Origin of the sequence: Brevibacillus composti, assembly GCF_016406105.1 — a bacterium.
Lineage (GTDB): Bacteria > Bacillota > Bacilli > Brevibacillales > Brevibacillaceae > Brevibacillus > Brevibacillus composti.
The window spans coordinates 4,256,755-4,272,281 of sequence record NZ_CP066308.1 but is presented as its reverse complement, the minus strand read 5'-3'; the positions used below and the strand labels follow the sequence as shown (position 1 = coordinate 4,272,281).

The 15,527-nt window shown below is 55.8% G+C and carries 13 protein-coding genes, 1 pseudogene and 2 riboswitches; of the genes and pseudogenes, 12 read left to right on the top strand and 2 right to left on the bottom strand.

The window, feature by feature from the left end:
• Positions 1-5: 5 nt before the first annotated feature.
• Positions 6-570: pseudogene (locus tag JD108_RS21270) on the top strand (solute carrier family 23 protein); the annotation flags it as partial.
• Between the two features lie 92 nt (positions 571-662).
• Here the strand turns inward: JD108_RS21270 and JD108_RS21265 are convergent.
• Both JD108_RS21265 and JD108_RS21260 read right to left on the bottom strand, forming a co-directional pair.
• Positions 663-1,055, bottom strand: a complete 393-nt coding sequence (locus JD108_RS21265) for an OsmC family protein (protein WP_198827901.1) — start codon at positions 1,053-1,055, stop codon at positions 663-665.
• Positions 1,056-1,158: 103 nt separating this feature from the next.
• On the bottom strand, positions 1,159-2,340 hold the full coding sequence (locus JD108_RS21260; protein ID WP_198827900.1) for an amino acid deaminase/aldolase: 1,182 nt from the start codon (positions 2,338-2,340) through the stop codon (positions 1,159-1,161).
• 186 nt (positions 2,341-2,526) lie between these two features.
• Between JD108_RS21260 and JD108_RS21255 the strand changes: the two genes are divergently transcribed.
• The 11 genes from JD108_RS21255 to JD108_RS21205 all read left to right on the top strand — a co-directional run bounded on the left by JD108_RS21255 (position 2,527) and on the right by JD108_RS21205 (position 15,525).
• A complete protein-coding gene (locus JD108_RS21255) occupies positions 2,527-3,951 on the top strand; it encodes an alanine/glycine:cation symporter family protein (RefSeq protein ID WP_198827899.1) in 1,425 nt (474 codons plus the stop codon).
• 305 nt (positions 3,952-4,256) lie between these two features.
• Positions 4,257-4,356, top strand: a riboswitch (purine riboswitch).
• A gap of 51 nt (positions 4,357-4,407) precedes the next feature.
• On the top strand, positions 4,408-5,856 hold the full coding sequence (locus JD108_RS21250) for an NAD(P)/FAD-dependent oxidoreductase (RefSeq protein WP_198830216.1): 1,449 nt from the start codon (positions 4,408-4,410) through the stop codon (positions 5,854-5,856).
• Positions 5,857-6,050: 194 nt separating this feature from the next.
• Positions 6,051-7,529, top strand: a complete 1,479-nt coding sequence (locus JD108_RS21245) for a methyl-accepting chemotaxis protein (protein WP_198827898.1) — start codon at positions 6,051-6,053, stop codon at positions 7,527-7,529.
• 81 nt (positions 7,530-7,610) lie between these two features.
• Positions 7,611-7,725, top strand: a riboswitch (SAM riboswitch).
• A 166-nt stretch (positions 7,726-7,891) separates the two neighbouring features.
• Positions 7,892-8,923 carry a BMP family lipoprotein gene (locus JD108_RS21240; protein WP_198827897.1) on the top strand — a complete coding sequence of 344 codons (1,032 nt, stop codon included), beginning with the start codon at positions 7,892-7,894 and terminating at the stop codon, positions 8,921-8,923.
• 85 nt (positions 8,924-9,008) lie between these two features.
• On the top strand, positions 9,009-10,538 hold the full coding sequence (locus JD108_RS21235) for an ABC transporter ATP-binding protein (RefSeq protein WP_198827896.1): 1,530 nt from the start codon (positions 9,009-9,011) through the stop codon (positions 10,536-10,538).
• Entirely contained in the window at positions 10,513-11,583 is a 1,071-nt protein-coding gene (locus JD108_RS21230; protein WP_198827895.1) for an ABC transporter permease, read from the top strand. The genes JD108_RS21235 and JD108_RS21230 overlap by 26 nt, the downstream gene beginning before the upstream one ends.
• Entirely contained in the window at positions 11,570-12,493 is a 924-nt protein-coding gene (locus JD108_RS21225) for an ABC transporter permease (RefSeq protein ID WP_198827894.1), read from the top strand. The genes JD108_RS21230 and JD108_RS21225 overlap by 14 nt, the downstream gene beginning before the upstream one ends.
• A gap of 82 nt (positions 12,494-12,575) precedes the next feature.
• The gene (locus JD108_RS21220; protein ID WP_198827893.1) at positions 12,576-13,238 is read left to right on the top strand and encodes a sulfite oxidase-like oxidoreductase; all 663 of its coding nucleotides are present in this window, start codon (positions 12,576-12,578) and stop codon (positions 13,236-13,238) included.
• 1 nt (position 13,239) lies between these two features.
• A complete protein-coding gene (locus tag JD108_RS21215; RefSeq protein WP_198827892.1) occupies positions 13,240-13,965 on the top strand; it encodes a nucleoside phosphorylase in 726 nt (241 codons plus the stop codon).
• 323 nt (positions 13,966-14,288) lie between these two features.
• Positions 14,289-14,891, top strand: a complete 603-nt coding sequence (locus tag JD108_RS21210; protein WP_198827891.1) for a glycerol-3-phosphate responsive antiterminator — start codon at positions 14,289-14,291, stop codon at positions 14,889-14,891.
• Positions 14,869-15,525 (top strand): HAD-IA family hydrolase, encoded by a 657-nt coding sequence (locus tag JD108_RS21205; protein ID WP_198827890.1) that lies wholly within the window; start codon positions 14,869-14,871, stop codon positions 15,523-15,525. The genes JD108_RS21210 and JD108_RS21205 overlap by 23 nt, the downstream gene beginning before the upstream one ends.
• Positions 15,526-15,527 lie beyond the last annotated feature (2 nt).

Below are 15,527 nucleotides of genomic sequence, written 5' to 3'. Positions count from 1 at the left end.
CCGCGAACAGTCTGGTCGCAGCGGTATCCGCGGCGGTCCTCGTCGCCTGCATGCTGCTCGGACAGAAAACAGGGAAAGCGGGAACCTTTTTCCGTCTCGTCTCGGTGCTGATCGCCATCTTTGTTGGTACCGTCACCGCCTCGTTTTTCGGAGGCGTCGATTTCAGCCCGGGGGTATTCCTCCAATGCGGGTCTGCTTGCCGTCACCGGCGTAGCCAGCCGGATGGCGATCATGGCAGGAGGATTGATTCTGATCGCCCTGGGCCTGGTGCCTAAGCTGTCTGCCGCGATCACCTGCATTCCGGAGCCCGTGATTAACGGCATCTTTGGCATCGTCTGCGTCGCGATCGTCACCAACGGGATGAAAGTGATCCAGCATATCTCCCTAAACGACCGCAATATGATGGTGATCGGTCTGCCGATTCTGCTCACCATCGCTGTGACCGTGCTGCCCAAGGATGCGCTGCAGGGGGCCCCTGACTTTGTCGGCTATATCCTCTCGTCCAACATCACGGTGGGAGCATTGGCGACACTGGTCCTGAACCAGCTGATTCCGGAAAACAAAAAATGACGCAAAAACAAGAGGGTGCTCCTGATGCGGGGCACCCTCTTATCATTTTCCTTTCAGCATTTCTATCCGAAAGCATCCATTCGCGGCAGCGATTAAGCGGATCGGGAGACAATCTCAAAGCTCTCCGTGAGGACGATGCTCCCCTCTACGGACTGAGCCATCGGGCAGTTTTTTCTCGCCAGGTCGACGGCTTTCCTGACTTTCTCCTCCTCCAGGGCCTCTCCTATCACCACAAAATGGAGGTGAATCTTTTCTATCCGATTCGCCTGTTCTTCGTTTCGCTCCACTTCGGCCGTTACTTTCATGTCCGTGCAGGGCATTCTCATTTTTTCCAGCACCTTGCGCAATACCCCGCCGCTGCAGACAGCGATAGAGGAGACGAGCAGTTGAAACGGGCGAAACCCGTACTGTTCATCGCCGGATACGTGAAGCTCTCCATAAGCGAACTGGCCTACAAAGCCATTTTCTTTGGAATGGAATTCCATGAGCAGCTAACCTCCTGGCACCGTTTATTTGCTTCATTATAGAAAAAGAATGGGTATCGTTAAACAGGAGAAGTGCTCGGAAACAGAAAAAGCGACACTTTGTTCAAAACAAGCCGTCTCCCCGGTAGGTGGTCACTTCGTTAACGATCCGGCCATCGGACACGCAGTAAAGCCGGGGAAAATGTTCGCACAGCTCTCCAGCCTTGGCATGGCGGAAAAAGATCGGATCGCCCAGCTTCAATGTCTCGGGGCCGCGGTAACGGACGGGCGTCTGGACTTCACCGGCACCTTCGGCGGAGAGGAGAGCGGCACCTTCCGGCAAGAAAGGCCGGGGCAGCCTGTCAGCGCCTGCCGGGCCGGAAGCGACATATCCCCCTTGGGCACAGGTATAGATCCCTGCCACGGGTTTGCGAACGATCTCCACGGCGTAGCCGGCAGCCGGCTGAAAGCGGAAATCCAGGTAATGATCCATGAGTACGGGACAAAAAAAGCCGGAGCCTGCCGTTACCTCCGTGATCGCCGGTTCTTTCCCGGTCCAATGCAAGCTGCCTGTACCGCCGCCGTTAAAAAAGCGCAGCTCCGTGCCCATTTGCTGGATCGCCTCCAGGAGCAGAGCGCGTCGTCCGCGTACTTCCCGCCTGGCTGCCTGTTTCAACAGCCGGACGGCTAGATTTTGCAAGACGCGCCGCGGAGCCCGGTCCGCAGTCCCGGCAATCTGTTTTTCATAGCCCATGACTCCTTCGATGCGGAGGTGCTCGGATGCGGCGATCCGACGGAGAACGTACAGGGCTTGTTCCATCGAGCGGATCGGCGATCGCCACACGCCGAAGTGGAATCCCAGGATGTCAGTAGACATATCGGCATCCAGACAGACGGGCAGCTGGACTTGTGCCTGCTTGGCGAATTTTTCGAGATGCTCCACATGTTCGACAGAGTCCACCATGAAGGTGATGGTTTGTCCCCCCTTCACGGCGGCGGCCAGCTTTTCCAGCCAAAGGGGCTCCCAAACCGGGTAGCCCAAGAGCAGATCATCCAGCCCGTGATCGGCCAGATGAAGGGCTTCCTGCGCCGAGTAGCACATAACGCCTTGGAAAGAATCATCGATCTCCAGGATGTGCTTTAATAGAGCGACGCTGCGGACGGCTCCGCTCGCTATCCGTACGTTTTTTCCCTGACTGCGCAAGCGAATCTGCTGGGCGTTTACCCCGAGCAGATCCAGATCGACAAAAGCAAACGGCTTGGGGATCCCTGTAAAGATCGCTTGATAGTAGCGGTAATCGCGCATGGAACAACCACCTCCCCGCAGCAACCTGCTACACCCATCATAGTACAAATATTCCTTTAATTCGAAAGTTATTTACTTTTTCTTATTACACAATAAAAAAAATTGGAACCCTACTTTATGAATATTTTGTGATAAACTATCTCCCGTGAGATTATAAACAATAGGACAGCGGGGGTATTTTACATTATGTTAGCAGGTCTTGAGAGTCTTGTAGGTGTTCTCAATGATTTTCTGTGGTCAAAAATCCTCATTGTTATGTTAATTGCCCTGGGAATGTACTTTACCATTCGAACTAAATTTGTTCAGTTTCGTTTGGCGGGCGAAATGTTTCGCCTGCTCGGCGAGGGGGCAAAGGGCGGAAAGAACAAGGGAAGCATCTCCTCCTTCCAGGCTTTTTGTATCAGTACCGCCTCGCGGGTAGGGACGGGAAACCTGGCCGGTGTCGCCATGGCGATTTCCGTCGGCGGTCCCGGTGCCGTTTTCTGGATGTGGCTGATTGCGTTGATGGGCTCCGCTTCTGCGTTTGTCGAAAGTACGCTGGCGCAGATCTACAAAGTAAAGGACAAAAGCGGTTTTCGCGGCGGTCCTGCCTACTACATGGAGCAGGGGTTGAAAAAACGGTGGATGGGTGTGCTGTTTGCTGTTCTGATCACGCTCTGCTTCGGATTTGTGTTTAACGCGGTTCAAGCCAACACGATCTCGCAGGCGTTCGGCACCGCATACGGGATTGACCCGCGCTTGATGGGCATCATCTTGTCTGTCGTCACAGGCATCATTATTTTTGGCGGTGTCAAACGCGTGGCGAAAGTAGCCGAATTTTTGGTTCCTTTCATGGCGGGCGCTTACGTGCTGGTAGCTTTGTACGTCGTTTTGACCAATCTGGGACAAATCCCAGCCGTCTTTGCGCTGATCTTCAAATCCGCCTTTGGCTTGGAGCAGGCCGTCGGAGGCGGGATCGGGGCGGCGATGATGCAGGGAATCAAGCGGGGCCTCTTTTCCAATGAAGCGGGGATGGGAAGCGCGGCCAATGCCGCTGCCACCGCCGATGTCACGCATCCTGTCAAACAGGGTCTGATTCAGGCGCTGGGCGTCTTCGTCGATACCTTGCTGGTCTGCAGTGCGACCGCTTTCATCGTCTTGCTCTCCGGCATGTATTCGACTGAGGGTCTGGACGGCATCGCCCTGACACAGGCGGCACTGAGTTCCCATGTGGGCGGCTGGGCCAGCTCGTTTGTGGCTCTAATCGTACTCCTGTTTGCTTTCAGCTCGGTCATCGGAAATTACTACTATGGAGAGACGAACATCGAATTTATGAAATCGGACAAAAAGTGGCTGACGGTATACCGTCTGCTCGTCGTCGGCATGGTGATGTTCGGATCGGTGGCCAAGATCAGCATCGTCTGGGATATGGCTGACTTGTTCATGGCATTGATGGCGTTGCTGAACCTGGTGGCGATCGCTCTTCTGGGGAAAGTGGCTTTCACCGCTTTGAAGGATTACATGCGCCAGAAAAAAGCGGGCAAGAATCCGGAGTTCCATGCGAGTGTGATCCCTGGCTTGCAGGTCGAATGCTGGCAAGAGGAAGCAGGCCGTGATCAAAAAGCAGTGTAAGTGAAAGAGAAGCTTTGAAGAATAACAGCAGGAGCGAGTGCCTCGCAGGAGGCCGCTCCTGTTTTTTTGTTTGCCGCCGTAAACGGGATCTCGTCCGGCCTCTTCTGCGTGGCGGGAGACAGCGGGAAGCGCTCTATGGCGAATGTTCGGATTTAATGTTCGTGTTTTCTGTATTGGGACGACTATTTACTTACGAAATATTAGTATATATCCGCAAAAGGCGAATAAAAATTATCCAACAGGTTGACTTAGTTACTGTTTTGCGTTATTATCCTAATTGTTGCGAAAAGGTGTTTCCAAACGAATAAGGCAGCTTCTCAACAATTCGTATATCCTCAGAAATAAGGTTTGAGGGTCTCTACAAGGAACCGTAAATTCCTAGCTACGAATGGGTGTCTCCGTGTACCCGTTCGCCAGTTAGGATTTTTTTGTGAGGAGGATATGAACATGAACAATATGAACGAAAAGAATAATAATTACGATGTGATTATCGTGGGGGCCGGACCGGCGGGAATTTTTGCGGCCTATGAGCTGACGCGGAAAGCGCCCAAAGCGAAAGTGCTGTTGATCGACAAGGGGCATGATATTTATTCGCGCCGTTGTCCCATCCTGGAAGAGAAAATCAAGCTCTGTCCGCCCCCGGCGGGGAAAAAGGATTTCGCCGGATGCTTGCCAGCCTGCTCTATTACGGCCGGTTTCGGCGGAGCAGGTGCATACAGCGATGGGAAGTTCAACATTACCACTGAATTCGGCGGCTGGATGACCGATTACTTGCCGCCTTCCCAGGTGCTTGACCTGATTAAATACGTGGATCAGATCAACCTGGAGCATGGCGCGACGACCAATATCACCGATCCGACGACGGAGACCATCAAGAGTATCGAGCAGCGCGGTTATGCGGCTGGTCTGAAGCTGCTGCGCGCGGAGGTTCGTCACTTGGGGACGGAGCAGAATCTGGAGATCCTCAAGTCCATTTACGAATACCTCAAAGAGCGCATCGACATGATGTTCAAGACAGAAGTAGAGGATATCCTCACAGTGAAGGATACAGAGGGACATCACATACAAGGCGTGGTTTTGAAAAACGGCGAGGAGTATCGGAGCGACTACGTGATGATCGGGCCTGGCCGGGACGGCTCCGCGTGGCTGACCGGGATTTTGAAAAAGCGCCGACTCAAGATGTACAACAACCAGGTGGATGTCGGGGTGCGTGTCGAGACCTCCGATGTCGTGATGCGGGAAATCAACGAACATCTGTATGAGGGTAAATTTATCTTCAACACCTCGGTGGGGACGCGTGTACGCACGTTTTGCAGCAACCCCTCCGGTCACGTGGTGGTCGAAAACCACAGCGGTGTGATGGCAGCCAACGGGCATTCCTATCAAGACCCGGCGCTCGGCTCCCAGAACACCAACTTTGCCCTGCTTGTCTCGCACAAATTTACCGAGCCGTTTGACAAACCGAATGAATATGCCCGCGAAATCTGCAAACGGGCGAACGACCTTTCAAACGGCGGTGTCATCGTCCAAAAATACGGCGATATTCTGCGCGGCCGCCGCTCCACCGAGTCTCGCATCCGCGAAGGGTTTTTGGAGCCTACGCTGAAAGAAGCCGTACCGGGTGATTTGGGACTGGTGCTCCCGTACAACACGATGAAAAGCCTGATCGAGATGATGGAAGCGCTGGACAAAGTAACGCCGGGGATCGCTTCCGAGCATACGCTCTTCTACGGCGTAGAGGCGAAATTCTACTCCGCCCGTCCGAAACTGACAGAGGAGTTCGAGACGGAAATCAAGGGGCTGTATTGCGGCGGCGACGGTGCGGGCATTACCCGCGGACTGGCACAGGCCGGAGCAGCCGGCGTGTGGATTGCGCGCAATATGATCAAAAAATGGATGGCATAGGCGATCGCCATAGGTTTGCCCCGAGGATGTCCCGTTATGATGGTAACGGGGCATTTTCTTTTCCCGTTTGGGCCAGTCGGGAAGCGGAACTTTTTTCACACATTTTTACAATCTTCGTAGTTCTTTCGACTATTTACAGTCTATAATGACAGAAGATACATTTTCCCAGTAAGACAGGTTACGAGGGGGTACATATGATTCGATTGATTCGCAACACCTTAACGAACAAGGAAGGCTTCATGATCTTTATTCTCTGGAATCATCTCTGGATTGCCGGGTGGATTGGACACCAGCTCAATGTGAACTTTTGGCAGCTGACCTCCTTGGGGTTGCTGGTTACTCTCATCGTTTCTCCGTTGTACTTCATCCGCAAGGACAGTCGCATCATACGCTATCTGGTAGCGGTGGGACTTCTCTACTATTCGATCGCATTTGACCACTTCACCCCTTATCAGGAAATCTCGTTCCTCGCTTTTATCGTCCTGGGCTTTTTAGCGGCGTACCTTGACTGGAAATTGATCGTCTTCGCGGGTGTCGCACAGGTCGCGGCAACTGCGGTCGGGTTTTATACCGGGTATTACCACTTGTTTGACGGAAACTTTACGGAAGTGAATCTGTTGCTGCGGATCGTCATGTTTATTTTGATGATTGCAGGCTTGGCTTATCTCTGCCTGGCCGGACAAGCCTCTCTCTCCATCGCCGAAAAGGCCAGACGCGTCGCGGAAGAGAAAGAACACCGCCTCACCGAGCTGCTGCGGGATATCAAGCTGGTGACGGAGCAGGTCGAGCGCACCTCCGAGCATGTGCATGAACATGCCGAGACGACCAAACGCAATACGGACGACATGATGATCGCGTTTAAAGAAGTGGCGACAGGCATGGAATCGCAGGCCAATTCTACGGTCAAAATCGAGGAGGAAGTGCAGTCCATCGACCAGGAAATTGTCACGGTCCATGAGCAGGCGGCCACGATGAAAGCAGAAGCCGATCAGAACAGCCGCCGCCTGGCCGAAAGCATCAGCATGATGAATGAGCTGTCGGGGCAGATGGAGCAAATCGTGCAGGCCGTGCATGTCGCCTCTTCGACCATCCGCGAGCTGAACAAACAGGCCAACCGGGTAGAGGAGATCGTGGAGACGATCAATCAGATCGCTACGCAGACCAATTTGCTCGCCTTGAATGCGGCGATTGAGTCGGCCCGGGCCGGCGAGCATGGACGCGGCTTCGCCGTTGTGGCGGACGAAGTGCGGAAACTGGCGGAACAAAGCGCTACCGCCACACAAGAGATCGCGGAAATTTTGCAGTCTTTGCACCAGGAGAGCGAAAATGCCGTCAAGCATATGAGTACGGGCGAAGTTTCGGTGGAGAAGGGCCAAGCACTGGCCGTAGAGACCGTCGCTTCCATCGAGACGGTGCGTTCGGGGATGGAGTCGTTCCTGGAGGCCGTGGAGCACGTCCGCACCAGCATGGATCGCGTGAAAATGCGTTCCGGGGAAGTGGCCGCCGAGATGTCTACCATTACGGCCGTCACCGAGGAATCGGTTGCCAATTTGGAAGAGTTGTTCGCCACCGCAGAAAATCAGCACCAAAAAGTGCGGGAGATCACCGAGGAAATCGGCGAGCTGACGGCCCTTTCCGCGAAATTGAAGCAATCGTTCCAAAGCCAATCCTAAACTTTCGCAATCGGAAAAAAAGAATTGCAATTTCGTTTTGTTCTGCTAGAATGAATTCATCCAAGTGAATAGTTTCACCTTACCTTATCAAGAGCGGCGGAGGGACTGGCCCGATGAAGCCCGGCAACCTATGTACATGATGTGTACAGATAGGTGCCAATTCCTGCAGAACCTATGGGGTTTTGACAGATGAGGAAGAGGTTGGCGATATACGGCAAACTCTTCCTTCGGGAAGAGTTTTTTTCATAGGCGGGCGGATGCGGTAAGCGGAGGCTATTCCCTGGGGAGACTTGGTGCCAGCCGAGTTTTTCAAATAGAAACAAAATACGAAATGATCTGTAGGAATAGGAGAGAAGGACATCATGAAAAAACTGCTTTTGGCTTTGACGACATTTGCACTACTTGCAGCGGGCTGCTCGTCTGGAGGCTCCGCCCCCGAAGACAAAGGACAGGCGCAGGCAGGCGGACAGGAAGCTCCGAAAAAACGCGTCGCTCTGGTGCTGCCCGAGAAAATCGGGGTAAACCCGTTCTTTCAGCAAATGGACGACGGCGCGAAAAAAGCGGCGGCGGAATTCGGCGTAGAAGTGAAGACCATTGAATCGACGGACCACGGAGCGATCGAGGAGAATATCCGCGTAGCAGTGGCCGAGCAGTACGATCTGATCATCACCTCCTCCTTTGAAGCGGAGGACGCGCTGAAAAAAGTGGCGACGGAAAATCCGGACCGCACTTTTGCCATCATCGATACTCAAGTGGACCTGCCAAATGTGCGCAGCGTCATGTTCCGCGAGCAAGAAGCTGCTTATCTGGTGGGAGCCGCGGCTGGATTGGCTACCAAGACCAATAAGGTGGGCATCGTGGCCGCGATGGACATTCCGATTTTGAAAAAGTGGACGGACGGCTTCCAGGAAGGGCTGAAGGCCACCAATCCCAATGTGGAAGTGCAAATCAACTACGTCGGCAGCTTCAGTGACCCGGCAAAAGCGAAGGAGCTGGCTCTCCTGCAAGCGTCGAAGGGAGCCGACTTTATCTACGGGGCAGCGGCAGTAGGGGATCTCGGCGTATTCGAAGCCGCCAAGGAAAAAGGCTTCTACACCTCCGGCCAGGACGTTGACCGCACCAGCATCGACCCTGAGCACATCGTCCTGTCTCAATTGAAGGGGACCGATTCCGCCGTGTATGAAACGGTCAAAGCCTTTGTCGAGGGCAGCCTTGAGCCAGGTGCCGTAGCCTACGGACTGAAGGAAAACGGCGTGGGTGTCACCTATGTCACCCATGAGAGCGCGACTCCGCTGAATTCGTTCATCGGCGAGGAGGTCGTGGCCAAGGTAAAAGCGATCAAGGATGAGATCGTAGCCGGCACACGCACCGTGACGGATCCGCTGAAACAATAAGAACCCGTTCTATACGGAAACCGACTGCACTCCTGTAGTCGGTTTCCTGCTCTACGCAGAGGAAAAGGAAAAAGGAGGGAAACCTGTGACATACCGACTGGAGATGCGGAGCATGACGAAGCGGTACGGGGATTTCACCGCCAACGACAACGTATCCTTCACGCTAAAAGAAGGGGAAGTCCATGCCATCGTCGGCGAAAACGGCGCGGGCAAAACGACATTGATGCGCATGCTCTACGGCATGGAGCAGCCGACATCGGGAGAGATCGTCGTCAATGGAAAAGCGGTTGTCTTTCGCGGCCCGGAAGATGCCATCCGGCAGGGGATTGGCATGGTCCACCAGCACTTCATGCTCTTCCCCGACTTTACCGTCGCCGAGAATATCGTCATCGGGTACGAACCGCAGAAAAAAGGAGTCTTTCAGCGCAAGGAAGCGATGCAGGCGGTCCGTGCCCTCAGCGAGCGCTATCGGATTCCCATCGCAGAAGGCGCCAAGGTGTCTGCCTGTTCAGTAGGAGAGCAGCAGCGGGTGGAGATCCTCAAGGTTCTCTACCAGGGAGCGGATATTATCGTCCTGGACGAGCCGACAGCCGTATTAACCCCACTGGAGGTAAAAGAGCTGCTGCAGACGATTCGCCATCTGGCGGCTAGCGGCAAAAGCGTCATTTTGATCACGCACAAGCTGCAGGAAGTGATGGAGGTGGCAGATCGGATCACGGTGCTTCGCGGCGGACGCGTCACCGGGACCGTTTCCCGGCAGGAGACGAATACGGACGATCTCGCCCGCTTGATGGTAGGCCGCGAGCTCCAGCGATTGAGTGAGCGGGTGCATCTGGAGGGCAAGCCGCTCTTGGAAGTGCAGGGCGTGACGGTACGGGAGAAGCAGACGTCCGTCGACGATGTGACATTTACCGTCCATCACGGAGAGATCGTCGGCATCGCAGGGGTCTCGGGCAACGGGCAATCCGAACTGCTCGAAGCGATTACCGGGCTCAGGCCCGTATCCTCCGGCGTCATCCGTCTGGGCGGCAAAGAGATCACCCGCCACTCGGTTGCACAGATCCGCGAGGCCGGCTTGGCCCATATCCCGGAAGACCGCTATTTATGGGGGACAGCCAAACGGGAGAGTGTCGAGGAAAACGCGTTGATGGGCTATCAGCGAAAGCCGGAATACTCCCGGCGCGGCATCATTATGCGGAAGGCGTTTCGCCGCGTCGTGGAAAGCTGGGTGGAGCGGTTCGCGATCAAGACGGGCTCCCGCCATCTGAAGGAAGAGGCGGGCAATCTCTCCGGCGGGAATTTGCAGAAACTGATCGTCGCTCGCGAGCTGGGGCAAGAGACGCCGCTCCTGCTCGCAGCTGAGCCGACACGCGGCGTCGACATCGGGGCGATGGAGTACATCCATCAGGCCTTGCTGGAGAAGCGCAACAGCGGCGACGGCATCCTCCTGGTATCGTCCGAATTGACGGAAATTCTCGCGCTGTCGGATCGGATTCTGGTCATGTACAAAGGGAAGATTGCCGGGGAATTGAAGCGTTCCGAAGCGACGGAAGAGAAAATCAGCGTGTTGATGGCAGGAGGAAGTATTCATGGAAGCACTCAAGCAGCTATGTAAGTCGCTGGTTCAACCGCTGCTGGCAGTCGTCATCGGCCTGTTGACCGGAGCCATCGTGATTGCCGCGGTGGGTGAATCGATCGCGGGCACGTACCAGGAGATGTGGAAGGGGGCATTTGGCAGCTTTTATTTCCTCACCTCCACGCTGGCGCGAGCAACGCCGATTATGCTGATCGGGCTGGGGCTCTCCCTCGCTTTCCGGGCGGGCGTCTTTAACCTGGGCGCCGAGGGGCAGATGGTCTCTGGAGCGATTAGCGCTACACTGGTGGCCCTCTATCTGCCGGCGCCCGGATTGGTCAAAATGCTCGCTGCCTTGGCAACGGGCGTGCTGGCGGGAGGGTTGTGGTCGCTTTTGGCTGGATATATGGAAGCGAGATTCCGCATTCAATTGCTGATCTCTTCCCTGCTGCTCAACTACGTAGCCGTCCTGTTTGCCGGGTATCTGGTAAGTGATCCGTTTCAGGACAAGACCGGGTCCGCGGCGATGCCGCAAACACCCATGCTGGAGAAAAGCGTTTGGCTGCCCAAGCTGTTTAGCGGCATGAGCCTCCATGCGGGCTTCCTGTTTGCCTTAGCCGCGGCGCTGCTGATTTTCTTTGTGATTCGCTACACGGCGTTCGGATATGAAGTGAAGATGCTCGGACAAAACCCGTTCTTTGCCCGTTACGGTGGGGTAAACCGGGTCCGCGTAATGCTGACGGGCATGTTCCTCAGCGGCGGTCTGGCTGGCCTGGCCGGGACGGTCGAGGTGCTGGGCTCCCACTATCGCTATGTGGAAGGGGCGCTGACGCTGCCCAATTTTGCCTGGACGGGACTGATGGCGACGCTTTTGGCCAACTCCCATCCGATTGGGGTCATCTTTACCTCTCTGCTCTTGGCCGCTTTGCAGACCGGAGCGATGGGTGTGGAGAGAAATACGGAGGTTCCGCTGGAGCTTGCCAGTGTGATTCAAGCTGTATTAATATTGTTCATTTCCGCGAAATTCAGCTACGACTGGTGGAAAAACCGCCAGAACAAGAGGAGGGAATCGCATGGCGCTGCTTGATTTGCTGGATTGGTCCCTCATCAGTTCGACCGTGCGGATGGTGACGCCGATCCTGCTTGCGGCCCTGGGCGGGGCGCTGTGCTCGCGCGTCGGCATCTTCAATGTCGGTCTGGAAGGCTTGATTCTGGTAGGTGCATTCTCCGCCATCGTGGGCAATCATTTTACCGGCAGCCTGCTGTTGGCGGTGCTGTTTGCGGCAGCCGTCACCGTGCTGTTTTCGCTCTTGTTCGCCTATATGACGATCGGCCTGCGGGCCAACGAGATCGTCGTCGGGGTGGCGATCAACTTTCTCGCCTTGGGACTGACGACGTTCGCGCTCCGGGCCATCTTTGATGTAAAAGGGGCGTTCTACGACAAGGATATGGCGGGCCTTCCCAAATGGCAGCTGCCGGTGATCGGCGATATTCCGGTGCTGGGCGATGTGCTGTCGGGACATTCACCGCTGGTCTACATCGCGTTTGTGGCGGCCATATTGCTGCACCTCTTTTTTACCCGAACGGTGACCGGCTTCCGCGTGCTGGCGGTCGGAATGAACCATACGGCAGCCCGCAGCATTGGCCTCAAAGCCACTCGCCTGCAAGTGCTGGCAATCGTGGTCTGCGGCGTCCTCTGCGGGATGGCCGGAGCGCAGCTCTCGTTGGGACAGGTGACCATGTTTTCTGAGGGCATGACGGCGGGACGCGGTTTTATCGCACTGGTGGCGATGATGCTGGGGCAGTCTCATCCGCTGGGAATCGTGGCCTCCAGCTTCCTGTTTGGACTGATGGATGCACTCAGTATTCGTCTGCAGGGCCTTTCCCTGCCGACCCAGTTCACGGCCATGCTGCCGTACGTGCTGACGATTCTGGCGATGTTCTTCCTCAAGGACAAAGGAGCCTCGACTGCCTCCGGCCAGCAAAGCACGCGGTAGGAGAGCAAAGCACGCGATGGGCAGAATAAACCGCGCATAAGAGCGGAAACCGTTTTGACATGTCAGGAGAGGAGAGATCGAGATGAATAAAGCGGATCGAATCAAACGCATGAAGGTGCCCGCTGTCGACCCCGCCCTGGCCAAAAGGCTGCCGCCGGGCCAGGTGCTCACGGAGCGCTTTCCGATTTTGCACGAGGGGGAGGTGCCGGTCTACGACCTGAAGACCTGGACGCTGCGGGTATATGGTGAAGTGGAACAGGAAGTGACCCTGCGCTATGACGACCTGCTGGCGATGCCGCAGAGCGCCCTCACCTGCGACATCCATTGCGTCACCCGCTGGTCGCGCTTCGACAACCGGTTTGAAGGAGTGCGCTTCCGTGATTTCCTCGCGGCTGCGGGCGTGGTGCCGAAGGGCAGCTACGTGATGCTGCACGGCGACCACGGGTACACGGCAAATCTCGCGCTGTCCGATCTGGATCGGGATGATGTCCTCTTGGCCCACTCCTTTGACGGGGAGCCGCTGACTGACAAGCACGGGTGGCCGCTGCGGCTGATCGTCCCCCACCTCTATTTTTGGAAAAGCGTGAAATGGCTGCGAGGCATTGAATTTATGACCGAAAACAAGCCCGGCTTTTGGGAGCAAAACGGCTTTCACCTGAACGGAGATCCTTTCCGCGAGGAGCGGTTCTCCGGCGAAGCCCTGCCGATCCCGGAAGATGAGTGGGAGAAAAAGGAGTTTGATTAAAATGCTGCCGAATCTAAAAATTGACCCGGCCCAACTGCCGGAACGGGTGATCGTGTGCGGAGACCCGAAACGCGCGGGGCGGATCGCCTCTCTGCTTGCGGAGCACACTCTGATCGGGGAAAACCGCGAATACCACAGCTACAAAGGAAAGTGGAACGGCATCGAGGTAGCGGTGGTCAGCCATGGCGTCGGTTCGCCGGGCGCAGCCGTCTGCTTTGAGGAACTGGCCAAGGGCGGGGTAAAAACCATCATCCGTATAGGAACGGCCGGTTCTTACCAAAAGGAAATCGAGCCGGGCAGTCTGGTGATCAGCACGGCGGCCGTACGTCAGGATGGACTGACCAGTCAGCTGGTTCCTCCCGGATTCCCGGCACTGGCGGACCGCCATGTGGTGAATGCTCTGGTCAAGGCGGCAGAAGAGCGCCGGACAGGCCTCTATGTGGCGGAGGGCATTACCCTGACGATGGACATGTTTTACAACGGCGTCGTGGAATTTCCGCATAAGCTGTATCAAAAAGCAGGCGTCCTGGCCGTAGAGATGGAAAACTCGGCGCTCTTCGTCATATCGGCTTTGCGAGGCATGAAGGCCGGATCGATTCTGGCGATTGACGGCTACGCGGATGCCGACCTGCTGGAGACCTACGACCCGCATACCGAGACGACGCAAAAAGCGATTGAGGCGGAGGCGAAGATCGCTTTGGATGCGGTCGCGGCTGTATCGATCTGATCTGGCTGTTTTGGCTGGGAGAACAGCATTCATACATCGGGCACACCCAAGAGGGGTGTGCTTTTTTGTATTCGCGAGGAAATATGCTTCATCTCCCCGCAGCCTCGTGCCTGGGAATTTACAGAGACATTTCAGAACATTAATGGAATGTTCACGTTCTCTTAACTCGAGTGCCTTATCATACGAACTAACAAGTGAATCGTTTTCGGTTGGAGCCCTGGAGAAACCCCCGACATTCATTACCAAGCACTTTCATCCTGAAGTCTTTGGCAATTGTCTTGTCGCATGGGGTTTTTTGGTTTTGGAAAAGGAGGCAGGCCGACGTGAATCAGGCAGAATTTTATCAACGGCTTCACCGATTCAAAATGATTGCATCCGTCAAAGAGGCAAAATTTCTGGAGAAAGCGGCAGAGGCACAGGTCAGCGCGGTGGTGCTCTCGACGGGCAACATCGGGGTCATCAAACGCTACGTCGATCTGTTCAAGAGCCGGGACATCCCCGTCTTTCTGCATCTGGAGCGAATCGGCGGGATCAGCTACGACCGGGAAGGCGTCGCCTTCGTCGCTCATTACGTCAGGCCGGACGGCATCGTGACGACGCGCAATACCTTGGTGAAGCTGGCCAAAAAAGAAGGTCTGCTCACGATCCAGCGGCTTTTCCTGGTAGACAGTGACGCGCTCCGGTCGGGTCTGCAGTCGGTTCAGGAGACAAAGCCGGATGCGGTCGAGCTGATGCCGGCGCTGCTCCCCGAGATGATCGCGGAGTACGCCCGGGAGCTGGGGGAGACGCCGATCATCGCGGGCGGGCTGATCCGCAAGCGGGAGCAGATGGAGCATGCCCTGCAATTCGGGGCAGCGGCCGTCTCAGCAGGAAGCTATCCATTATGGAAGGAGTGTCTGGCCGATGTATCCATGCCTGTTGTTTGATCTGGACGGGACCCTGTTGGACAGCAAAGAGGCGGTGATTGACGCAGTCGTCTACACGGCGGAACAGTTTGCCCCGGGACGATTTGGCCGCGCCGACCTGGAAGATCGCTTTGGCGAGTCCTTTGATGACTTTTTGGCCTCGGCAGCGGAAAAGACTTATGACCGAAAAGCTGTGATGGACTGCTACTTTTCCTATGTCCGTGCGCATCACCAGGAGCATGCCCGCCTGTTTCCCCATGTTCGCGAGGAGTTGGAAAAGCTGTCGGCAGCGGGCTTTCGCCTGGCGGTGGTGACGAATAAACAGCGGGAGTTCGCCGTAGCGGGTCTGGAGCTGGCGGGAATCGCCGATCTGTTCGAGGTAGTGGTGGCTGTCGATGACGTCTCGCGGGGCAAGCCCTCAGCGGAGCCGATCGCGAAGGCATTGCAGCTGCTCGGCATGGAGCCCGGACAGGCGCTGATGATCGGAGACAGTCAGTATGACGTCCTGGCAGCGGTGGGAGCGGGAGTCAAATCGGTCGTCCTGGAGTGGTACGGACCGATGGAGTGGAAGTATGCCGTCCCCGATTACCGCTTTGCCGATATTCGCCGCTTTGCGGAAGAGATGATGGCCGTAAAGATCCAGGGAGGGGAGTAACG